Origin of the sequence: Nostoc sp., from assembly GCF_036917235.1 — a bacterium.
In the GTDB taxonomy this organism is placed as follows: domain Bacteria; phylum Cyanobacteriota; class Cyanobacteriia; order Cyanobacteriales; family Nostocaceae; genus Nostoc.
In genome coordinates, this window is sequence record NZ_JBALDU010000111.1 from 1 (window position 1) to 23192 (window position 23192).

The following is a 23192-nucleotide window of genomic DNA, read 5'->3' on the forward strand; positions in this document are numbered from 1 at the left end:
CCAAGGTTTACCAATGGGGTTGCCGTGAATATCCCATAAGCGCACTGTCGAATCATTGCTGGCACTAATAATCCACTGACCATCAGGGCTAAAGGTGACAGAATTAACTTCTTTTTCATGTCCGTGCCAAGGTTGACCAATGGGGTTGCCGTGAATATCCCATAAGCGCACTGTCAAATCATTGCTGGCACTGATAACCCACTGACCATCAGGGCTAAAGGCGACAGAATTGACCCAATTCTCATATTTGCGCTGCGATCGCCCGATGACCCGATCTTGTAGTATTTGATGTAGCTCCCACAAACGCACAGTGCGATCGCCACCACTGACAATCAGCTTCCCATCGGGACTAAAGGCTAGGGAATTAATCTGTCCTTCATGTCCCCGCCAAGGTTGAGTGATGGGGTTGCCATTGACATTCCACAAGCGTATTGTGCGATCGCAGCTACCACTAATAATAAACTTGCTATCAGGGCTAAACGCTACAGAATTTATATGTCCTTCATGCCCGTGCCAAGGTTGACCAATGGGATTACCTTGGATGTCCCACAACCGCACTGTAAAATCACTGCTACCACTGACAATAAACTTGCGATCGGGGCTAAAGGCGACGCAAATAATTTTCGCCTCATGTTTGTGCCAGGGTTGAGTGATGGTGTTACCTTGTAAATCCCACAAACACACCGTTCCGTCAAAACCAACACTGATAATGGAATTGCCATTTGGGCTAAAGGCGACGGAAATAACTCCTTCCTTGTGTCCGCGCCAAGGTTGAGTGATGGTGTTACCTTGTAAATCCCACAAACACACTGTTCCGTCAAAACCAACACTGACAATGGAATTGCCATTTGAGCTAAAGGCGACGGAAATAACTCCTTCCTCATGTCCCTGCCACGGTTGAGTAATGAGATTACCTTGTAAATCCCATAAACACAAAATTCCGTCAATACTGCCACTAACAATAAACTTGCCATCAGGACTAAAGGCTATACAATTAACCTCTTGCTCGTGTCCCAACAAAAATTGAGCAGTAGGATTGCCAATGATATTCCACAAGCACACCGTAGAATCGCTACTGCCACTGGCAATAAACTTGCCATCAGGACTAAAGGCGACACAATTCACCTCTTGCTCGTGTCCGCGCAAGTTATTTGCCTCTGTGGGTGTGTTCATTGCTTCCTTTAAGCTTCCCAAAACACAAGCTAGAAGCTGGTTTGGGTATTTCTCTAGATTCTCACCCATTGTTTGAATTGCCAGCACCAAACCCTCTAGCGGTTGAACAGGAAATAAATTCAAAACCCTGGCGGATTGCTCGCGCAGTTTTAATTCAGTCAGTGCAAGGTGTAACTTTTGAATCTCTTGTTCCTTTTCTCTCGAATGGCGATCGCGCCATCCAACACTAGGATTAATCAATTGATTAGCTTGTTCGTCTAAATAACCAAACGTTTGCTCTTTTAGTTCTTGATAAGTCTTTGTCTTCAGAACGCGATTTGCAATATTTTCCCTTTTCCACAGCACATCTAAGATGTATGCCAGAAGTGGTAAATAATCATTTTGTTGGTGAAAATCATGAATGATTTGCTCAACTAATCCTTGTTCAAAGGTGACGCCATGTCTAGCAGCAGGTTCAGCGATCGCTAACTTTAATTCTGCATCGCTCATTCTAGTGAGTAGACGACTATAGCGATCGTGGATCTTCGCAAGTTGGGGATACTCACTAAATTTATCCAAAAAATCAGACCGCATTGTTAAAACAATTTTGACAGAGCTATCCTGCTGCTGGAATAGTTGAAAGAGACTAGCAACAAATTTATCGCGTTCCGGCTTTTGAGTTTTCGTAAACAGTTCTTCAAATTGGTCAATAAAAATCAGAATAAACTGATAATCTTGTTTGAGCAATGTGACAATTTTAATTAGGGTATTTTCTCTTATTTCTTTAGCAATATCCGCTAATGGCGATTTTTTACCATAAGTAGAAGCAAGACACTGATAAAGAGATTTAAAAGGATTTTCATCTGGGTGAAAACTTATATTAATTAATGATTTTTTATGAGATCCTAAATAAGGAAGTAAACCTGCTCGAATCAATGATGATTTGCCAGTTTGTGATGCTCCTAAAAGCAAGAGTACATTATCTTTTTTTAAGCGATCGCCCAGATTAGCAATCCACTTATCCCGACCAAAAAATTTGTCTTTATCTTTAATTTCAAAAGTTTTTAATCCTAAGTAGGGAGAGTCTGTTTTAAGTGGACGACAATGAATGTCCTCAAAATTACTGTCAGAAAAAAAGTCGTATTCAGAAATACCTTGGACATTACAGCCAATATTGATATCGCCTTCAGAACTGTTAACCATCTTATCTCCTTACTTTTGGACATCTCTGGCTAAATCTTTACCTCAGTTATAGTTCCTCGGCTAATCTTTGTAAGTAACTCAACAAAATTAATTACTGAAGAAAGGCAGTGGTTCGACTTCTCTGCGAGACGCTACGCGAACGCTCACCAACCAGGCAGGAGGCAGAAAGAAGAAAATACAATTCTTGCTCTCTGTTAATTTGGGCGACTAGAAGTCGCAGCTACACAGGCAAAGTCCACCTCCGTGGACTAATGAAAAAGTAAGAATCTTAAGCCGCGCAGGCGGGTTTTGTCTGTATAGCCGCGACTTCTAGTCGCCAAGGCTAACTTTAAATAGCTTTATTCAGCAAAATTACTTAAGTAACTTTCAAAAATATGTAGTAACTTTATCCTAAAAGGCCATAAATGGCAAACGGGATGGAACTTTTTGATAACCTACACCTTGCTATGTTTAGCGGCAAAGGTGGAGTCGGAAAAACGACAATCTCCTGCACCTTTGCATATCGTTGGGCGCAGAAATTTAGCAATGAACAAATTCTTTTAATCTCAACCGATCCGGCTCACTCTCTTGGAGATGTCTTACAAGTTAGCGTTGATGACATTCCTCGTCCCATCGCGGAACTACCTAATTTACTAGTAAGGGCGTTGGATGCAAAGCTTCTGCTACAAGACTTTAAAGAACGTCATGGTCAGGTATTAGAACTGCTAGTAGAGCGGGGTAGTTTTGTTGAGGGAGAAGACTTGCTTCCAGTTTGGGATTTAAATTGGCCTGGACTGGACGAGTTGATGGGCTTGTTAGAGATCCAACGTCTTTTCAACGAGCAGAAGGTAGATCGAGTAGTAGTGGATATGGCTCCTAGCGGTCATACTCTCAACTTGTTTGGATTGATGGATTTTTTAGACACTTTCCTCCACTCTCTGGAACTGTTTCAAGAAAAGCATCGGTATATTAGCAAGACCTTTGCTGGGAGCTACACACCCGATCGCGCTGACGACTTTTTGCAAACCCTGAAAGCTGAACTGTCGCAAGGTCGCCGTCTCCTTCAAGATCCTACCCATACAGCTTGTTTGTTAGTTGCGATCGCCGAACCAATGAGTTGGTTGGAGTCAAAACGATTCCTAGAAGCCTTACAAACCATGCAGGTTCCTTGCGGAGGATTGTTTGTCAACCAAGTCCTTGCCAGTGCGACTGACCCAGATCGTTACCAAGAACAACAACCGCTCATCAGCCAGTATACGGATCTTGCTGACGGAAAGCCGATTTTTATTGTGCCACAGCAAGATGAGGAGCCTTTAGGGATTCTAGCCCTCAGCCATCTGATCGACCAAATCCATGTTCCTCAGCTTGAACCGCTATTTCCTATCGATCTACTCCCAGTTCAATGGCCTGAAACAATTCCTCCTAGCTTTGGAGATTTTCTCACCCAAGGTCGCCGCCTGTTACTAATTGGCGGTAAAGGTGGAGTAGGCAAGACCACAGTAGCAGCTGCGATTGGTTGGGCTATGGCTCAACAACATCCCGATTGCAAAATTCGCATGGTTTCCATCGATCCAGCCCACTCCTTGGGTGATGCCTTTGGTCTGAGTTTTGGACACGAACCATATCAAATAACTGCCAATCTTCGAGGTCAGGAAGTAGATAGCGATCGCATTGTCGATCAATTCAGAGCCGATTACCTGTGGGAACTGGCCGAAATGATGAGTGGCGAAACCCAAACAAGCGAAACTATTGAAATGGCTTATGCTCCTGCTGCTTGGCGCAAAATAGTCGGTCAAGCTTTACCAGGGATTGATGAAATGCTTTCCCTATTAACAGTAATGGAATTGCTAGAGCAACAAGAAGAAGACTTGATTATTTTAGACACTGCTCCTACAGGTCATCTCCTGCGTTTTCTAGAAATGCCAAATGCACTAGCAGACTGGCTAGCTTGGATTTTCAAACTCTGGATCAAGTATCAGAATGTCCTTGGTCGTACAGAGTTTATGGGGCGTTTACGAACTTTGCGACAGCGCGTAGTCAAAGCCCAAAAAGTGCTAAAAGACCCACAACAAACAGAGTTCATTGGGGTTACGCTTAACCAGGCTAGTGTACTTGCCGAACAACAACGCCTGTTCAAATCTCTTCAAGAAATAGGTGTGAGCCAGAATTACCTTGTTCTAAACCGCTTTACTTCTACAGCAACCATTAATTGCGATTTTCCAGGTTTGACAATGGTTCGCTTACCAATGCTTCCTCGCTCAGTTCAGCCTTTAGAACGCATCCAAGCAGCAGCCTGCTGTTTATTTTAACAGCTAATTAGACTAAATACTTTCATACCCAAAGAGAAATTTATTATGCACCGCACTCCAAAACGTGGACAAATTCAAGCCAAACTTAGCTCAATGCCTCCTCAACGTTCTCAAGCAACAGTTTACTTAAATGCTTACAAAATAATGTTGGAAAAAGAGCGTTTAGAGGAGGAACTAAAGAAACTCGAAGCACGCCAATCTCAGATTCAGCAGCGTCTTGCTATTTTAAATGGTCAAATTATTGCTGAAGAGGACATTACCCATCAGCAAGCAAATACTGGCTTGAAGGACAATACACCAAAATTCAACACCATAACATTGGAATACTAAGTAATTCTTCACAAGAAAATCTCTTCCTAGTTTTTTTTAATAATATATACAACCAAAAATCTAAAGGCTTAGTATGAGCCAGCCAAGGCAGAGCGACTATTTTATTGTATTATTAGGTCTAATTTTTGGATTAATAGCTCTTTTTACGTTCGTTATGGGAGAGTTTGGACTCATCCCTATCTTTTCAAAAAACCTCTCGAATTATGAATCTCAGAAGGATATTTCTTTAAATAATTTACCTAGCGCCTCTCGTTCACGTAAAAATATTACGACTGCAACTTTAGTTAATACTCTTTCGGGAGGTGGTTGGTATTATGCATTAGGCATCGCCCCAGATGGTAAGACCTTGGTTAGTGGAAATGAGAATGACGTTATCGAAATATGGGATCTGCAAACAGGAAAGTCGAAATTTACCCTCACTGAGCATAAAGGCTCGGTTCTTTCCGTTGCTATAAGCCCAGATGGTAAAACTTTGGTCAGTGGAAGTAAAGACAAAACTATTAACATCTGGAATTTACAAACACAAAAGTTAAAATCTACCCTTGTTGGTCATCATGATCAAGTTTGGTCTGTAGTAATTAGCCCAGATGGAAAGACCTTAGTTAGTGGTAGTAGTGATGATACTATTAAAATCTGGAACCTGCAAACAGGAGAGTTGAAATCAACCATCCTTGCTCACTCACGGGGAGTTCGTTCTTTAATAATCAGCCCTGATGGAAAAACTTTGGTTACTGGAGGTGTTGATATTATTAAAATTTGGAATTTGCAAACAGGAAAGTTGAAAGCCACTTTTACTGGACATTCTAATACTATTTTTTCTTTAGCTATTAGCTCGGATGGTAAGACTTTGATCAGCGGAAGTTGTGACAGAACGCTCAAAATCTGGAACCTGCAAACAGGAGAATTGAAATCTACGCTTAGTGGACATAATAGCTGTACTTGGTCTGTAGCCATTAGTTCAAATGGTAAGACCTTGGTCAGTATAGGTGATGACCTCAATATCAAAATCTGGAATCTGCAAACAGGAGAGTTAGAATCTACTCTCTATGCTAATCCTAGTGCAGTTTTTTCCCTAGCTATGACCTCCGATGGTAACACTTTAGTAAGTGGAGATTACGGAGCTATCAAGATTTGGCGATTATTTTCTCAGTGATGACGTTGAAATTTTATCAAAATAAAAATCCTAACTGAACTACTGGACTTTAGGGTAGTGTTACTGAAACTACAGTCTAATAAGTTGTGATTAAACTAGGCTAACAAGACAATTTTACTCGAAAAAATATGGTTCATCAATCTATGAAAGATGTTCCCCGAAATATGAGAAAAACGGGGATGCTTCTTTTCCGTAACGCATTCATGGAGGCTTGTCATGGTGACAAGCTTATCTGTATAGTACACGCAGATCATGCGGCAGAGATACTTTTGAAAGCTAGAATAGCTCAAGAAGATCCACTATTGATGTTTGACAATTTGCCTACTCCACCAAAAGGCTTTAAGGACGATCTTAGTCTGATTGAGCTACTAGAAACTGGGCATAGTATAAGCTATAAGAATTTACCTAAGCAACTAGAGAAAACGACTGGAATTAAAATTGAGCGACTTGAACAGTACCAAGAATTCGGTATAATAAGGAACAAAATTATTCACCTTTCAATAGCAAACACAAAAAAGGCAGTAGACGAACTAACCCTGCTCTACTCTCTTCAGCTATTAGATCCTTTGGTAGAGAGCTTTTGGGGTCGCTCGGTTTTTGACTTCATAAAAAATGATTATCTCTATGATATGGATGGTTTTCTTAGCAGTGGATTACTCGAAGAGAGAATAAAGAAAATCCATCCAATAGATGAAAGATTGAGGCGATTATTGGGAGAAAATAGTAGAGAAAACCTGGAAATATTGGAAAGGTTGTCCGAAATCAATGAACCTGATGAATCTAAAAATCCAACCCTAGAAGATTATTTAAAACATGAACAAGAAAACCCTCAATATACTGATTCCTATGCTTCTGAAATTGAACTTAGGGAACACTGGGAAAACTTTTTAAGCTCTTTTTAGAAGAAGACGAAACCCAAGAAGTGATTCTTGGAATTCCCCACTGCATTCGGAGTCACGAATGCAGTGGGGGAGGATGTCAATCTTGTGCCTGATCGCGTTCTTGCTGTTCTGCTTCCAGAATCGCTAATAAAAGAGCTTCTTCCTGAATTTCAAACTCTTCTTCAGAAAGTTCTCCCATATCAAAAGCAAGTTGGAGCGTAAGAAGCTGCTTGCTGAGATTTTCTTTATCATCAATTTCAGTATTGGCCTGTTCTAAAATTTTTTCCCCAAGCCACGTTACCCCCATTAATGGGCCAGTAATCGGTAATAGTAAGAAGCGCAGAACCATATTAATTTACACTTGTGTAGATTTGTTAAGGCTGTCTCACAAGACCGTAATCTTGCTGATGACATTATATAAAACATTACTTAGTCTTATGTTGATGCCAAAATGTGTTGGATTTGAGTTCAGTTAAGGCTTATCGACATCTGTATTTTATATTCCCGATGTGCAAAAAATTACTTTTACATAAAATTATTACTGACGAGGTACTTAGAGCTTGACAACAGTATTAAATGCATCTCCCCAACGATTTGTCAATACCCCTGCTATTCAACGCATCGCTCAACGTGCTTTGCGCTATCTACAGTCGGGTTTTTCAGTACATTTACGTGGTGCGGCCGGAGTCGGAAAAACTACTCTGGCAATGCATCTAGCTGATTTGCTCAACCAGCCTATCATCCTCTTATTTGGAGATGATGAGTTTAAAACCTCAGACTTGATTGGTAATCAATTAGGTTATACCCGCAAAAAGGTTGTTGATAACTTCATCCATAGCGTTGTGAAAGTTGAGGATGAACTTCGACAACACTGGGTTGATGCACGATTAACCCTAGCTTGTAAAGAAGGATTTACGCTGGTTTACGACGAATTCAATCGATCGCACCCGGAGGTTAATAACGTTTTACTCTCCGTACTTGAGGAGAGGTTGTTGGTATTGCCAACAAATCAACAGCGAGCCGAGTATATCCGGGTTCATCCTAAGTTTCGGGCAATTTTAACATCAAATCCTCAAGAGTATTGTGGAGTTCATGCAACTCAGGATGCTTTGATGGATCGTGTTATTACCATCGATATGCCTCCACCTGATGAACTAACTCAGCAGGAAATTGTAGTTCATAAAACAGGCATAGATTCTGAGAAAGCAGACAAAATCGTGCGCTTAGTGCGGATGTTTTGGAGTCGATCTACCTCTGGGATGGGCGGTGGATTACGTTCCTGTTTGATGATTGCTAGAATCTGCCACGAACACGAAATTTCTATCAATTTCGGAGATTCTTACTTTCAAGATATTTGTGCCGATATCCTACTTTCTCGCACGAATCAACCTCTGATAGAAGCAACTCGGCTACTGGAAGAGGTTTTGAGTGAATTGCATCATAGTACAAATACTCAATCTCAGCCGACTGAGATAATACCAGACAGCCAAAATCAGATTGTATTGGAACAACGAGTACCTTACGAGCATGAAGTCTACAACTACCTGTACAAGTCTCCAGGAAGGCGTTTCTCTGATTTGGCAACAGAATTAGGGATCGATCGCAGTCAAATTGTGGCTGCATTCAAGTCTCTCAGGGAGCAGGGAGTATTATTGCAAATGCAAGGCACTGAACTGCCGAACATCTCACAGACAGTTGCTTTTGATTCTGGCCATTTAATAAACAAATGAGTACTAATACTAATCGGGGAGCTATCACCACATCAACTCAAGGTTCTACCTTGGCAGATATTCTAGAAAGGGTTCTAGATAAAGGCATTGTGATAGCAGGAGATATTTCTGTTTCTGTCGGCTCCACAGAACTGCTCAACATCCGAATTCGTTTGTTGATTTCTTCTGTTGATAAAGCCAAAGAGATTGGAATTAACTGGTGGGAGAGCGACCCCTATCTTAATAGTCAAGCTCGTTCCTTATTAACAACTAATCAACAACTTCAAGAGCGTGTTGCCAGTCTAGAAACAGAACTGCGATCGCTCAAAGCACTCAATCCTATTAATAATCAGAATGCAGGCGATTAGCAAATCAAAAGGTTCCGATTCAGGTTTAGCGCCGTTGTTACTGACGGTTGTTGAACTGATACGCCAACTCATGGAAGCTCAGGTGATTCGGCGAATGGATGCTGGCAACCTCAGCGACTCTGAACTAGATCGAGCTGCCGAAAGCCTGCAAAAGCTTGAACAGCAGGTTGTTCAGCTTTGCGAGATATTTGATATTGACCCAGCCGATCTAAATATTAACTTGGGTGAAATGGGAAATTTACTTCCCCAATCTGGAGGATACTACCCCGGTGAAACCTCTAATCAACCCTCTATTCTAGAACTCCTCGATCGCCTATTAAATACGGGTGTTGTGGTTGAAGGTGACTTGGACTTAGGACTGGCTCAATTAAGCTTAGTTCATGCCAAGTTAAGATTAGTACTCACTTCTAAACCCCTGTAATACCAATTTTGGATTTTAGATTTTGGATTAAAAGCCTTTACTAGGAAGGTGTTCCAAGAATTTAAAACAATACTTGCTATCTTATTTTGGTGTAACTTTTTTATCTACATTATTCTTGGTAAGAGATTTATATGAGTTATGGCTTTTACATTTATGGAATTTTGACCTTGCCTGCTCCACAAAATTTAAATTTAGAGGGCTTAGATCGGCAACCTGTACAAATTAAAATTTTGGATGATTTTGCAGTCATCTACTCGGAAGCACAGCAAGAGCGTTATTTAGCCAGCCGTCGTAACCTGCTCAGTCATGAGAAAGTCCTTGAGGAGATCATGCAAGGAGGCGATCGCTATTTACTGCCCGTGCAATTTGGACTTTTGGTTTCCAGTTGGGAAAAAGTTTCAGATCAATTAATTCGTCCTCATCAAGAAGAATTGACGCAATTGCTTGCGAAGTTATCGGGTTGCCGAGAAGTTAGTGTCAAAGTTTTTTGGGATACCGAGGCAGAAATTCAGGGACTATTGGCAGAACATCCAAATCTCAAAGCCGAAAGGGATAAGCTAGTAGGTCAACCCCTGAGTATGGAGCGGGTAATCCAAATAGGGCAAACCATCGAACAGGGAATGAGCGATCGCAAGCAAGGCATAATCGATGTATTTAAAGGCACACTCAACTCCATTGCGATCGAAGTGGTAGAAAATACTCCCCAAATGGACACAATGATTTACAATTCAGCCTACCTAATTCCTTGGGAAGCAGAATCAGAATTTAGCGAACACGTTGAAGCACTCGATCGTCAATTTGAAAACCGTTTGCGAATTCGCTACAACAATTTCACTGCCCCGTATAACTTTGCTCGTCTTCGATTAAGTACAACGGCGTAAATATTTGTAGTTGGGATGATGCAGGAGAGAAGAGGACTTTAGTCTAGTTTATCTTCTTTGCCAAATCATAGTTTTTTTTAACGCAAAGGTACGCGGAGGTTAGCGCAAAGGTACGCAGAGATTTTCTCAAGTTAATTCGCTATGTTCAAAAATATTTAGAGGCATTTCATAGAGAATTGGTATGAACAGCAATAAAAATTGAAACTGTTGAATTTTTTAGAAATTAAATTTTTCTCTACCTTTTATTTAAGTAAAATCAATGGACGACATATTTAAAGGATTTGAACACCTATTAGAAATTGCCAAAGCTTTAGAAGAAAAAGTAGAGAAAGGGGAGTTAAAAACTTCTATTGAAATTCGGTCTCATAATCTCAGTAGTATTCCTCGGCAAGGCAATATTCCGAGAACAAGGAGTTCCAGCCGAGTCAGATCCAATTCCACCGATGCAGCTAGACCAATGGATGATGCTGATGTCACCCCCCCATCAGCTAACAAGAACTCAAAAGCTTCTTGGCAAGGTGTCGGCGGCTTGGGTGATGTTCTCAAGGAAATCAGAGAGTTAGTCGAAATTCCCCTTAAACGTCCAGATTTATTGGTGAAATTAGGGTTAGAGCCTCCGCGTGGGGTTTTGCTCGTTGGCCCGCCCGGTACGGGAAAAACTTTAACAGCCCGTGTTTTGGCAGAAGAGTTAGAGTTAAACTACATTGCCATCAATGGCCCAGAGGTGATGAGCAAGTATTACGGGGAAGCAGAAGCTCGTTTACGAAGCATTTTTGAGAAAGCAACTCGTTCTGCTCCCTGCCTAATATTTATTGACGAAATTGACAGCCTTGCTCCAGATCGCAGCCAAGTGGAAGGCGAAGTTGAAAAAAGACTAGTGGCGCAGTTGCTTGGGTTAATGGATGGGTTTGCCAAAACTGAGGGCGTAATTGTATTAGCGGCAACAAATCGTCCCGATTATCTCGATCCGGCGCTTCGTCGTCCGGGACGCTTCGATCGCGAAGTTCAGTTTCGAGTTCCCGATCGCAATGGACGATTGGAAATTCTGACGATTTTGACAAGTGCCATGCCCTTGGAGACTTCAATTAATTTAGGAGCGATCGCTGATTTAGCCGTTGGTTTTGTCGGTGCCGATATCAAAGCTCTTTGTCAAAAAGCAGCCTACATTGCTCTTCGTCGTCAAGTCCCCTCGCTCAACAGTCCCATTCCTGAGAATATGATTGTTATGCAGCAGGATTTTCTCGAAGCAATTAAGGAGATAAAACCCTCAGTTCTCAGGTCTGTAGCAATTGAAACACCTAGTGTAAGTTGGGATGACATTGGTGGTTTGGATGATGTTAAACAAAAACTTCAAGAATCTGTAGAGGGCGCACTCCTTTATCCCGAACTATACGAGCAAACCAAAGCCAAGCCTGCCCGTGGGATTCTGTTGTGGGGGCCGCCGGGAACGGGAAAAACATTACTTGCAAAAGCGATCGCTTCCCAGGCTAGAGCCAACTTTATTGCTGTGAATGGCCCGGAATTACTCAGTCGATGGGTAGGAGCAGCAGAACAGGCAGTCAGAGAACTCTTTCGCAAAGCTCGGCAAGCAGCTCCTTGCGTTGTGTTTATAGATGAAATTGATACCTTAGCACCAATACGGGGACGATTCACTGGTGATTCTGGAGTTAGCGATCGCGTTGTCGGTCAACTGCTCACCGAACTGGATGGCTTGCATGAATGCCCTAAAGTACTGTTAGTAGGAGCAACCAATCGTCCAGAAGCGCTCGATCCTGCCTTGCTCAGAGCCGGAAGATTGGACTTACAAATCAAAATCGATCTACCAGATCGAGCCAGCCGATTAGCGATTTTAGGAGTTCACAATCTAGATCGTCCCCTGGTTGATGTCGATTTAGAAACCTGGGCGACAGTTACCGAGGGTTGGAATGGTGCAGACTTGGCTTTGTTGAGCAATCAAGCTGCTTTAAGCGCAATTCGTCGATACCGCGCCCAAAGATTGACTGAATCCAGCTTGATTCAGATTACAAATGATGATTTCCAAGTTACATATCAGATGCTTGCCAATCAGCACCAATGTCAATAGAGGGCAGGAGGCAGGAGGAAGAAGTAAGAATTTTTCATCCTTGATTGTGCCAAAACTAGGCATGAATAACTTACTTGAAAAAACCCAGAAGTTCAGAGCGGAAGCTACTTAAGTTATGTTACTAAAGTAAATTTAACTTAAACCCTCTTCCCTCCTGCCTCCTGCCATCTGCCTCCTGCCTCCTTCCTGCCTCATCCCAACTACAAATATTTACGCCGTTCTACGTTATGTCAATATACGCCTATGCTCTTTTAGTCTCGACCGCATCACCCCTGGTTCTACCCTTCGGGATGGAAAGGAATATTGAACTCGTTTACTCTTCTGGTTTAGGTGCGATCGTAGAGCCGGAAATCTCACTGGAGGCAATACAGGCAACGGATGAGCGTTTACTTCAAGCTGTATTAAACCACGATCGCGTGATTCGAGAACTTTTTCAACAAACTCCCCTTCTTCCCCTACGCTTTGGGAGGGGTTTTACCTCGCAAGAAAAACTGCTGAATCATCTAGAAAAGCACCAAGAGCAATATCTAGAAGCCCTAACTCAGCTAGCAGACAAAGTTGAGTACACTTTAAAAATGACACCCTGTGATTTACTTGATGAGTCTGACAATATTGATGCTAAGGGAAAAGCCTATTTATTAGCGAAAAAACAACGCTACCAAACACAGCAAGCATTTCAAGCACAACAATGCGAACAGTGGGAACTCTTGAGCCAGTTAATTCTCAAAACATATACAAATGTTATCTGTGAAACTCGACAGTCAGATGTGCGGCAAATCCACTTTTTGGCACAGCGCAACGATTCAACGCTCAGTACGCAGCAGTTTTCCCTCTGGCAGGTACAATGCTCGCACTGGCAATTGGCACTGAGCGAACCTCTGCCACCTTATCATTTTCTAGAAAATACTCTCATATAAATTCATAAAAAATAATATTTAAAACTTTCCCAGAAAAAATAAAGATGAGATAATTTTTTCTTTATTTTTTTTATTTTCTTATATTTATCTTATATTTTTGGGAACACTAAACCCAGGAAGAATAAAACACATTGTGTAAGTTTTACCTACTGCTCAATCAGAGCAAGATGAAATAAATAATTAGAGTTGTGAGAGGAAAAGAAAATGGCTGTTGAAAAAGTTAACTCATCTTCAAGTCTGGCTGAAGTTATTGACCGCATTTTGGACAAAGGAATTGTAATTGATGCTTGGGTACGTGTTTCTTTAGTTGGTATTGAACTGCTATCAATAGAAGCTCGGATTGTGATTGCTTCAGTTGAAACTTACTTAAGATATGCCGAGGCAGTTGGTTTAACATCTCAGGCTGCTGTTCCATCTGCTGCTTAACACCACATTAGAAAAAGGGAGTCTTTATGGCTTCTAAGCTGATGCGCGTTTAAAGTATATAAACACTCTTGATGGTCGTTGAATGATGACTGTTGACGAGTTTTGGGTTAACAATCATCATTCATCATTCATCAGTCATCAGGTAAATGTATAAATTAAATGCGTAACAGCTTATTTAATATTTCTAGTTAACAAAGTAGGAGATTTCAGCTGATGGCTCTCAAAAATTTATGGGAACAAGAGCGATCGCAGCGATTGCAAATAACTGCTGAACGCCGTCAAAAAGTTAATCAGTGGAAACAGCTAACTCAACAAGAATTTCAGTTGCAAGCAGATGTGCTTCATCAAGAATTGAACAGTTTTGTTACCAGCCTTGACGACAACAGAAAGTTACAACAGCAGCAATTTCAGCAAGAGATTGTCGACCGGCAATTGGAAATATTGCAAATAAAAACAGATGTCTCGCAACGCCAGCAAGAATACCGCCAACAGCGTTCAGCAAAAGCTCAGGCATTATTCCAAAACTTGCAAAACTTCCGGGAAATCTTACATAACAGTATTTGGGGCGATTACAGTCCCGAACAACCAGTTTCCCCGACTCCTGCTAAAGAAGAGAAATCAGTTGTAACAGTTCCAAAATTGTCAATTTCCCGTTCTGCAATTAAAGCTAATGGTTTCCGTCCTTCGGCGAATACCATGACTAAGAAAGTACCTGTCTTGAATGCAGATACTGTTAAATCTAAAGTGCAGCAATACATTCAGCAAGCTGAAGGAGCTACTCTGATAGAAATTGAAGAAGTGATAGGCTTAAGCCGGGTGCAAACGATAGATGTCCTGCGCTCCTTGATTAAGCAAGGCGTACTAGAACAACGCGATCGCCAATACTTTATTCGGCAACAAGCAATTTCTGGACAAACTTAATTTAAGCTGATTTTTTGTATTTGCAGATTAGCGGTTGGGCGATCGCTTATGTCTATCGCCTTAAGCAGCAGAGTACAAAATCGATAAGCATTAAAGCTGGTCTATGCTTTGTAGTATTCAACATTTCTATCTTTTTCCGGTCTGTATTGCAACCACATCTATACAAGCAATTTGCTCAATAGATGTAACATGGCAACAAGTTAACCTATTAATAATTAGTTAACCTATTAATAATTAGAAAAAGAGCTTAAATGTTTGTTCAAGTTTCTGGTTTTTAACTTTAAAAATATCCAGATTGGAAAGGGATATAACAAGCTGGGATAGCTCAATCAAGGTTTTGAACTGGGCTATTGGCAATCTCACAATAAAGTTAGTAAGCTGGGTTGTTTGAACAATTCTAATGTAAATGCAAAACTCTAGATATATTAGGAGGTGCGATCCATTGTGAATCAATTGATCGAGCAACTTCAAACTAAATTATTTACAGGCAGGCTAAATCTTGAAGCAAGGGATGGGCCGACTTGGACGCTATATTTTCGTTTAGGACGATTAATTTGGCAGGCTGGCGGTTCTAATGCCGATGAGCGATGGCGACGACACTTGTTGCGGTACTGTTCTAATGTAGATGTGACACAGTTGGAGCAGCTTGTCTCTCCCCAAGAAAATTATCGTGAGTATTCCATTCTTGCTAAGTTGCGAGAACAAAAATTAATCGAACAACAACAACTTGTTAGCCTGATTGCAAGCTCAATCGCTGAAGTCCTGTTTGATATAATCCAGTACATTGAAGCCAAAAGAAATGGCAACAATCCAGCAGGGCAGTTGTCACATACTACCGTTGTTGGTGAAGTTCCTGGGGTTCTCCTAGCTGTAATACCAACTGAGGAAGTCTTGAAACAGGCTACACAAGCCTGGCAAGAATGGCGAGATGCAGGACTGGCTACTTGCTCGCCCAATTTATTTCCGATCATTCAACAAATTGAGCTACTCCAAGGACAAGCATCTTCTAAACAGATTATTGCTCTAGTTGATGGCACAAAAACTTTACGAGGTCTAGGGCAAAAAAGCGGTCGGGATGTCTTAGCTTTGACTCGGTTATTGATGACATTGGTAAAAACAGGGGCGATCGCTTTTTCACCCACCCCAAAACTCAGGAAGGTTGGGATTAGTCAAGAAACTGGCAATCCATCCAGTGCAGTTAATAATTCCAATTCTTCACTAAAGACAGAAGAGGACACTGTTTTACAAGTTGCGCCCAATTTTAACAAAGTTGCTCCCCCAGCGACTGGCAAAGAAATTTTCAGTCCGTCCAGTGCAGTTAATAATTCCAATTCTTCACTGAAGAAAGAAGAGAACACTGTTATACAATTTGCCCCTCCAGCAGCTAGGAAAGCAATTATTGATGTCTCAAGACCTTTAGTTGCCTGTGTGGATGATAGTCCGATGATATGTCGCAGTTTGGAGGAAATTATGACCCATCAAGGTTATCGCTTTGTTGGCATTCAAGACTCGTTAACAGCAATTTTAAACCTAATTAAAAGCAAGCCCGACTTCATTTTTTTGGATCTTTTGATGCCAAAAGTCAATGGCTATGAAATTTGTTCTCAAATCCGTAAAACTCCAAGCCTCAAAAATGTGCCGGTTGTCATCTTAACGGGGAAAGATGGAATAGTAGATCGGATGCGAGCAAAATTAGTAGGGGCAACTGACTTTATGGGTAAACCTGTAGAAGCAGACAAAGTACTCAATGTGCTTCACAAGTATTTAAGTGTTTAGGTTGAAGCGGTAGTCATGTCAGTGGCTCCCCTACATCCATTTTCAAAACAGATTTTGGATTGGAAATTGCTTTCTATATCTGGCTTAGTGTTAATTCATTTGTCGCAATAATTTGTCAAATTCTAAATTAAATAGTTAGGAAAAAATGAAAAAAGTTCTTTTAGTTGAAGATAGCCTCACAGAATCCGAAAAGATGACACGTTACCTAGAGCAAGGAGGATATTCAGTTTATGAAGTTCGCAGTGGTGAAGAGGCTCAACTCAGGTTGAAACAACAAAAACCTGACTTGATTCTACTGGATTTAATTTTGCCTGGCCAAAGTGGATTTGAGTTCTGCCGCAAGTTGAAAGCCGATCCGACAACAAAAGGAATCCCGGTAGTGATTTGCTCAACTAAAAATACAGATGTTGATAAAACTTGGGGCACTATGAGTGGTGCTGATGGCTATTTAGTCAAACCTGTAGATGAAAATACCTTGCTCCAGACTGTTAATAAATTTATTCGCTAAAGGAAACTAGGGCAATGGTACAGGCCAATGATAGCTTTAGAGAGCTACCCATTAATAGCCAATTTCGACTTGAAAACTCTTCTCAAGGAAACAACCAGAGGTTTTTAAGATTTCCGTTGAATGGAAAGGTTAATGGGTTACTCCCATTAGCTGATTTGCGGGGAGTAATTCAGGTTGCGCTGACCGAGATTTTGCCAGTACCGCAGGTAGCAGAATTCTTGTTAGGCATAATGAATTGGCGGGGAGAAGCGATCTGGATTCTTGATTTAGCAGCTTTGTTGGGAGCAACACACTGGTGTCGGCGAGAAGGTGTGCGAAACTCTGGCATGGCGATGCTTGTTCAAGTCCAGAATCAAACCGTCGGGCTGTTGGTGGATCAAGTCAATACCATTGAAGTTCATGACCCCCAAGAGCGGTTAGAGATTTCGACATCGATGTTACCTGGCCGACTAGGCTCATTTTTACAGGGTTACTTTGTAGATTCTCAAGGTAGCCCTTTGATGTTACTTGACACCCAGATTGTGATTCAAGCCCTTCAGCCTCTTTAAAGTTCACAGCTTTTTACCAAAGAAAGGCAGGAGGCAGGAGGCAGAAGGGAGCTATGCTTTGTATCTCGTGCTACGCGTCTCAATACAATTCTTTTTTAAACTGTAGCTCAGACCCAGCCAGAAAAGACAGTTTTTATTAATACTTCTTTCCTTCTGCCCTCTGCCTTTCTTAGTAATTAGCCTTTGCTCTGCATTCTACTTAATTAACTCCGACAACCTTCATAGCAAGAAAGATCATGGTAGCGCAACACAATCTTAGATCCAGCCAACCTCACTCAAATGCCAGCAACGGTTATAAAGAAACTGATAACGGGCATACCGTTGATGTAGCAGCAAAACAGCAAATCACCTCCGCTCTAGAAGAATTGCGAACTGAACTAGATCAAGCTGATTGGGTGGAAACAGGGCCATTGCGAGAGAGAATCCGCAAGTTAAAAGAACTGCTGAGTGTGTTGCCGTATCAAGACGGAGGAGATGGATTAGAGGTAGAGCAAGTACAGGCGATCGCTAGCAAAATCCGCCAATTTTCCGATCTAGATACCTTGCTCGCTACTGTTGTCATGGAGGTACAAAGCTCACTACAAGCCGATCGCGTGGTGCTGTATGAGTTTACAAATCCGACGCTGGGGATAGTTGTTGCGGAGGCGATGAGGGATGGCTTTACCCCAATGCTGAAGGAAAAACTGCCCGCCGTCACTTTTGGGTTGGGTTCTGCCAAGATTTATCAACAAGAAAAATTAGTTGCGATCGCAGATACCTACACTGCAAACTTGTCTCCTTACCAAAAGCAACTCATGGAGCGGTTTCAGGTTAGAGCTTGTGTGAGTTTGCCAATCTTAGTAAAAGATGAGGTTTGGGGTTTGTTGGTAGTGCAGCAATGCACTGCTACTCGCCAGTGGCAAAATGCTGAAATTCAGTTACTAAAATTGATCGAGCAGGAATTAGAAGCGCAACTTCAAGTTGCCGTGATTCAGGCTACGTTGCAACAAGAAGTAGAAAAAGACCAAATCCTGGTGGGTGTAGCGAATAAAATTCTCCAGTCCAAAGATTTGGATACCATCTTTCGCCTTACCACCCAAGAAGTCAGACAGTCACTAAAATGCGATCGCGTCGCAATTTATCGTTTTCAGCCAGATTGGAGTGGAGAATTTGTCGCTGAATCGGTTGGATCTGAGTGGGTTTCTCTATTAGAAGAACAGCGAAACAACCCAGCAATTGTCAATAACGTTAACTATTGCAGTGTTAGGAACCTTGCAGACGAAGGGGGATTGGTTGGGACAACAGGGCGATCGCACAGTGCAGATAGCTACATTCAGCACACTCAAGGCAAAACTTTCCATCGCGGACAGATTTATCGAGTCAATAATGATATTTACAGTGCTGGTTTTTCTGACTGCTATATCAAAATTTTAGAAACCTATCAAGCCAAAGCATACATTATTGTTGCCATCTTCCAGGGAGAAAAGTTGTGGGGCTTGCTGGCTGCCTATCAAAATTCTCAGCCTCGTCAGTGGAAAGATAGTGAAGTTCGCCTAATGGTGCAGGTTGCAACTCTGTCTAGTATTGCGATTCAACAGGTGCAATATCAGCAACAACTTTATCACCGCTCTGAAGAGTCAGCCAAAATTGTTGAACGAGAACGTACAGTTTTCGGCATCATTGAAAAGATTGGGCAAGCAACGGATCTTCGCACCCTTTTCCGCACTACAACCCAAGAGTTGCGGCGATTTTTAAAATGCGATCGCGTTGTCGTTTATCAATTTCATCCAGATTGGAGTGGAGAAGTTATCGCTGAATCTGTGGCTGCTGGTTGGTCGTCACTGGTGGAGATGCAGGAACAAGAAAGCATTTTCAAAACAGGCATGGTATCTTCAGAGCGTTGCCATGTTAAGGACTATGGCTCCCCTGTTAAACCTGATGCCGATACCTATCTTAAGGAAACGCAGGGTGGAATGTACGCCAAAGAAAAGCGCTTCCGCAAAGTCAACGATATTTATGCTGCTGGTTTTTCACCTTGCTATTTAGAAGCATTAGAGAAGTTCCAAGCCAAAGCGTACATCATTGTTCCCATCTTCCGCGCTGGTAATCTTTGGGGTTTGTTAGCAGCCTATCAGAATTCTGATGTTCGGAAATGGACTGATGAAGAGATCGGTGCTTTGTTGCAGATCGGCGAACCGTTAAGCATTGCCCTCCAGCAAGCTGAATATATCGAACAGCTACGGTTAAAAAATCTAGAAATGACACAAGTAGCTGAAGTAGAACACGCCATCGCCCGAATGACGGAGAGAATGCTTCATTCCCAACACCCAGAAACAATTTACCGCACTACCTTGGCAGAATTGCGGCAGTTGTTCAAATGCGATCGCCTAGCAATATATCGCTTCAACTCTGACTGGAGTGGTGAATTTATGGCTGAATCTGTAGGAAGTGACTGGGTGCCTCTGGTTGGCCCCGATATCAAGACTGTGTGGGAAGACGAACACCTACAGCAAACCCAAGGCGGACGCTATCGCAATAATGAAACTTTTGTCGTCAATGATATCTATACTGTTGGTCATGCCCAGTGCCACATCGACCTGTTAGAGCAGTTCCAGGCTAAAGCCTACACCATCGCCCCTATTTTTGCTGGAAACAAACTTTGGGGTTTGCTAGGAGCTTACCAAAATAGCGGCCCGCGCCAGTGGAATTCTGAGGAGGTGCGATTGCTGACCAAATTGGGCATTCAGTTGGGGTTAAGCGTGCAGCAAGCCGAGTACGTCAGAGAACTGAAAACGAAGAATGCAGAGTTGGCGCGGGCAGCAGAAGAGGAACAAGTGCTGACAGGGATGGTGGAAAAAATTCGCCAAGCTCAAGAGGCAGATACAATTTTCCTGAATGTGCTGCCAAGTTTACGCAAACAACTACAGTGCGATCGCCTAGCAGTATTTCGCTTTGGTTCCGACTGGAGTGTAGAGTTTATTGCCGAAGCCGTAAAAGATCAATGGCTGTCTTTAGCTGGTTCCGACATCAAAACGATGTGGATGGACGAACACTTACAAGAAACTCAGGGCGGACGCTATCGCAATTATGAAACCTTTGTTGTCAATGATATCTCCACTGCCGGTCACGTTCAGTGCTACTTAGAGATATTAGAAAAAATCCAGGCCAAAGCTTACGCGATCGCTCCTATCTTCACTGGAAGCAAACTCTGGGGCTTTTTAGGAGCATACCAAAATACTGGCCCTCGGCAGTGGAAATCTAAGGATGTGCAACTGTTGCGAAAAATAGCTGTGCAAATGGGTATAGGCTTGCAACAGATTAAGTATATCGAACAGCTTAAGAAGAAGAATGCAGAATTAGCGCGAACCGCAGAAGGGGAACGAGCGCTAACACGGCTCTCAGAAAAAATCCGCCAAGTTCAAGAGTTAGATACGATTTTTCGCAATGCCTTACCAGAATTGCGATCGCATTTGGAATGCGATCGGCTAGCAGTGTATCGCTTCAATCCAGATTGGGGTGGGGAGTTTGTTGCCGAATCCGTAAGTCGTGAATGGGTGGCTTTGGTTGGTCCCGATATCAAGACTGTATGGGAAGACGAACACCTCCAACAAACCCAAGGTGGACGCTATCGCAACAACGAGACCTTTGTGATTAATGATATTTACGCTGCTGGTCATGCCCAGTGCCACTTAAAAATTCTAGAGCAATTCCAGATGAGAGCCTATATCATCACCCCGATTATTGCCGGCAACAAGCTCTGGGGTTTGTTAGGAGCATATCAGAATGACGGGCCGCGGCACTGGCAAGAGAATGAAGTCAACTTGGTAGCGAAAATCGGCACGCAGTTTGGGGTTGCAGTCCAGCAATCGCAATACTTACAACAAACCTTAACCAAGAATGAGGAACTGATCAAACTGGCAGAACGGGAAGTAGCAAACGCCCGATTTTCTTATCGCTTGCCAAGTCGGTTAACAGAGATGGCTCAAAGTCACGGTAATGTTCTAGAATTTGTCCAGTTTGCCACCCTTGAACTTCGTCAGTTACTCAAAGCAGATCGAGTTGGAGTTTACCGTTTTGAGCCTGATTGGTCTGGAGAATTTGTAGTTGAGTCTGTGACTGGGGATTGGCCTAAGTTAGTGGGAACTAGCCTTGCCAAAGTTAGAGATACCTATCTCCAGTACAACAAAGGAGGGCGTTATGTCCGCAAAGAAAGTTTGCGGGTTGACAATATATATAGTGTCGGTCATGACGAATGTCACATCCAATTGTTAGAAATGTGGGGAACTAAAGCCTACATGATTGCTCCGATTTTTCAAGAAGATCGGCTATGGGGGTTGATGGGAGTTTATCAAAATAGCGCACCCCGCCAGTGGGAGCAATCCGAGGAAGATGTTCTCAACCAAGCCAGCGTCCAGATTGGTATTGCCCTCAATCTTGCAGATTACCTAACACAGGTGCGTACTCAAGAGCAGCAACTAGCAGAAGCAGCAGAACGCGAACGCACCGCCCGGGAAAAACTGCAACAAGGAGCAATACGCGTTCTCATGGCCTTGGAACCATCCTTCAGTGGCGATCTCACCGTTCGCGCTCCCCTATCTGAAGATGAAATTGGGACGATCGCTGATGGTTACAATACTACCATCCAAAGTTTGCGAGATTTAGTGCGACAAGTGCAGATTGCTGCCAGTAGGGTGAGTGAAACTTCCAGCAATAGCACCACCTCAGTAGTCAAACTATCCGATCAAGCTCAACAGCAGGGAGAACGGCTCGAACGCGCTCTGGAACAATTACAAATGATGGTAGCTTCCACCCAGGTAGTCGCTGCTGATGCCCAAAGAGTCGGGCAGGCCGTTCAAGAAGCTAATAGAACCGTCCAAGCTGGCGATTCCCTGATGGAAAAAACCGTAGAGGGCATTTTGGAGATTCGGGAAACCGTGTCGGAAACAGCGAAGAAGATTAAACGCCTCGGTGAAGCTTCTCAGAAAATCTCGAAAGTAGTGAGTCTGATTGAAAACTTTGCCACCCAAACTAACTTGCTGGCACTCAATGCTGCGATCGAGGCTACCCGTGCCGGAGAGTATGGCAAAGGCTTTGCGGTGGTTGCAGATGAAGTTCGTTCCCTGGCTTATCAGTCGGCTAGTGCCACCACAGAAATTGAGCGACTCGTGCAAGAAATTCAAAGTGGCACCAACGAAGTTACCGAAGCAATGGAAATAGGGATTTCCCAAGTTGTCCAAGGCTCGAACTTGATTGATGAGACTCGTCATTCCCTGAGTGCGATCGTGGCAGCTACCAACGAAATTGGTGGACTGGTGCAAGGAATTACTCAAACAGTTTCCACTCAAAGTCAGCAATCTCAGATATTGACAGAAGCGATGATGGATGTTTCGGCGATCGCCCGCAAGACTTCACAAAGTGCCATCCACATTTCCGAGTCCTTTGAGGAACTACGGATGACTTCACAACAACTGGAAACCAGCGTTAGCCAGTTCAAAGTTGACTGAGAATTTTAGATTTTAGATTTTAGATTTTAGATTTTAGATTATTTCGGTACTCCTCCGAAGAAGCAAGCTACATGCCCCGCCCCGTTTCAATTTACGATGTTTAGATTTTAGATTGAAGAATTTTTAATCCAAAATCCAAAATCC

General features: G+C 42.5%; 18 protein-coding genes. 16 read left to right on the forward strand and 2 right to left on the reverse strand.

Going from position 1 to position 23192, the window contains the following annotated elements; translation table 11 throughout:
* Positions 1-2355: NACHT and WD repeat domain-containing protein (locus V7K44_RS31550; RefSeq protein ID WP_442940729.1), on the reverse strand; the 2355-nt coding region annotated here is incomplete at its 3' end.
* Positions 2356-2759: 404 nt separating this feature from the next.
* Here V7K44_RS31550 and V7K44_RS31555 point away from each other — a divergent pair.
* From V7K44_RS31555 to V7K44_RS31570, 4 genes are all read left to right on the forward strand, one after another.
* Positions 2760-4643 carry an ArsA family ATPase gene (locus V7K44_RS31555; protein WP_334937773.1) on the forward strand — a complete coding sequence of 628 codons (1884 nt, stop codon included), beginning with the start codon at positions 2760-2762 and terminating at the stop codon, positions 4641-4643.
* A gap of 45 nt (positions 4644-4688) precedes the next feature.
* Positions 4689-4973: a hypothetical protein gene (locus V7K44_RS31560; protein ID WP_334937775.1), complete on the forward strand. Its 285-nt coding sequence runs from the start codon at positions 4689-4691 to the stop codon at positions 4971-4973.
* A 154-nt stretch (positions 4974-5127) separates the two neighbouring features.
* Entirely contained in the window at positions 5128-6126 is a 999-nt protein-coding gene (locus V7K44_RS31565) for a WD40 repeat domain-containing protein (RefSeq protein ID WP_334937777.1), read from the forward strand.
* 128 nt (positions 6127-6254) lie between these two features.
* Positions 6255-7028 (forward strand): hypothetical protein, encoded by a 774-nt coding sequence (locus V7K44_RS31570; RefSeq protein ID WP_334937779.1) that lies wholly within the window; start codon positions 6255-6257, stop codon positions 7026-7028.
* 76 nt (positions 7029-7104) lie between these two features.
* Here V7K44_RS31570 and V7K44_RS31575 read toward each other — a convergent pair whose 3' ends face one another.
* Positions 7105-7356 (reverse strand): gas vesicle protein GvpG, encoded by a 252-nt coding sequence (locus V7K44_RS31575; protein ID WP_334937781.1) that lies wholly within the window; start codon positions 7354-7356, stop codon positions 7105-7107.
* A gap of 211 nt (positions 7357-7567) precedes the next feature.
* On the opposite strand from V7K44_RS31575, the gene gvpN reads away from it, so the two are divergent.
* The 12 genes from gvpN to V7K44_RS31635 all read left to right on the forward strand — a co-directional run bounded on the left by gvpN (position 7568) and on the right by V7K44_RS31635 (position 23048).
* The gene (gene gvpN / locus V7K44_RS31580; RefSeq protein ID WP_334937783.1) at positions 7568-8737 is read left to right on the forward strand and encodes a gas vesicle protein GvpN; all 1170 of its coding nucleotides are present in this window, start codon (positions 7568-7570) and stop codon (positions 8735-8737) included.
* Entirely contained in the window at positions 8734-9084 is a 351-nt protein-coding gene (locus V7K44_RS31585) for a gas vesicle protein (RefSeq protein WP_334937785.1), read from the forward strand. The genes gvpN and V7K44_RS31585 overlap by 4 nt, the downstream gene beginning before the upstream one ends.
* The gene (locus V7K44_RS31590; RefSeq protein WP_334937787.1) at positions 9071-9505 is read left to right on the forward strand and encodes a gas vesicle protein K; all 435 of its coding nucleotides are present in this window, start codon (positions 9071-9073) and stop codon (positions 9503-9505) included. The genes V7K44_RS31585 and V7K44_RS31590 overlap by 14 nt, the downstream gene beginning before the upstream one ends.
* A gap of 131 nt (positions 9506-9636) precedes the next feature.
* Entirely contained in the window at positions 9637-10386 is a 750-nt protein-coding gene (locus tag V7K44_RS31595; RefSeq protein WP_334937789.1) for a GvpL/GvpF family gas vesicle protein, read from the forward strand.
* Between the two features lie 259 nt (positions 10387-10645).
* On the forward strand, positions 10646-12469 hold the full coding sequence (locus V7K44_RS31600) for an AAA family ATPase (protein WP_334937790.1): 1824 nt from the start codon (positions 10646-10648) through the stop codon (positions 12467-12469).
* 227 nt (positions 12470-12696) lie between these two features.
* Positions 12697-13386, forward strand: coding sequence for a GvpL/GvpF family gas vesicle protein (locus tag V7K44_RS31605; protein ID WP_334937792.1), 690 nt, complete (start codon positions 12697-12699; stop codon positions 13384-13386).
* Between the two features lie 204 nt (positions 13387-13590).
* Positions 13591-13812 carry a gas vesicle structural protein GvpA gene (gene gvpA, locus V7K44_RS31610; RefSeq protein WP_012408764.1) on the forward strand — a complete coding sequence of 74 codons (222 nt, stop codon included), beginning with the start codon at positions 13591-13593 and terminating at the stop codon, positions 13810-13812.
* 213 nt (positions 13813-14025) lie between these two features.
* Positions 14026-14733 carry a gas vesicle protein GvpC gene (locus V7K44_RS31615; RefSeq protein ID WP_334937794.1) on the forward strand — a complete coding sequence of 236 codons (708 nt, stop codon included), beginning with the start codon at positions 14026-14028 and terminating at the stop codon, positions 14731-14733.
* Positions 14734-15177: 444 nt separating this feature from the next.
* A complete protein-coding gene (locus tag V7K44_RS31620) occupies positions 15178-16509 on the forward strand; it encodes a response regulator (RefSeq protein ID WP_334937796.1) in 1332 nt (443 codons plus the stop codon).
* Between the two features lie 145 nt (positions 16510-16654).
* Entirely contained in the window at positions 16655-17017 is a 363-nt protein-coding gene (locus V7K44_RS31625) for a response regulator transcription factor (RefSeq protein ID WP_094345744.1), read from the forward strand.
* A 14-nt stretch (positions 17018-17031) separates the two neighbouring features.
* The gene (locus tag V7K44_RS31630) at positions 17032-17565 is read left to right on the forward strand and encodes a chemotaxis protein CheW (protein ID WP_334937798.1); all 534 of its coding nucleotides are present in this window, start codon (positions 17032-17034) and stop codon (positions 17563-17565) included.
* A gap of 236 nt (positions 17566-17801) precedes the next feature.
* Positions 17802-23048, forward strand: coding sequence for a GAF domain-containing protein (locus V7K44_RS31635; protein ID WP_334937800.1), 5247 nt, complete (start codon positions 17802-17804; stop codon positions 23046-23048).
* The last annotated feature ends 144 nt before the right edge of the window (positions 23049-23192 follow it).